The organism is Nocardioides guangzhouensis (genome assembly GCF_004519545.1).
Lineage (GTDB): Bacteria > Actinomycetota > Actinomycetes > Propionibacteriales > Nocardioidaceae > Nocardioides > Nocardioides guangzhouensis.
Genome location: NZ_SDKM01000142.1, coordinates 1 through 471 on the forward strand (window position 1 = coordinate 1; position 471 = coordinate 471).

Consider the following 471-nt stretch of genomic DNA (forward strand, 5'->3'; position numbering starts at 1 on the left):
CCGCGACGCCGTAGACGAACGCCACACGCGGTCCGTTCGCGTCGAGGACGCGTCGAAGGGACGCAAGCTCGCGCTCCCGCCCCTTCAGCGTGACGTCGTCGCTCATCGCGACAAGGGTGCCCGCCTCATACGCCCGCGGGCTGCGCCAACCCACGGGTGACCCGGGTGGGTCCGTCGAGCACGCCGAACCGACGGACCGAGATGTTCACGAGACCGGGTGTCGAGCCGACTCCGGCGAACAGGTCCGATTGGAGGAAGTCGTCGACGGCCCTCGCGGACTCGAACGTGTATACACCGCCGAAGATCCCCTCGGCGCGGTCGGCGAGCCACACCTTTGATGCGAGTCCCGGGACCGCGGCGAAGGCAGGAGCGAGCACGTCGCACGAGCTCGCGAATTCCTCCTCGGAGAGTCCGTCAAGGCTGAAGTTCACGATCAGGATCTGCACAGCGACCTCCTTGGTCCGGGCCGGC

General features: G+C 68.2%; 1 protein-coding gene. It reads right to left on the bottom strand.

The window, feature by feature from the left end; translation table 11 throughout:
* Positions 1–125: 125 nt before the first annotated feature.
* Positions 126–471 (bottom strand): YdhR family protein (locus tag EKO23_RS24855; RefSeq protein ID WP_217702817.1); only part of this gene is annotated, 346 nt, incomplete at its 5' end.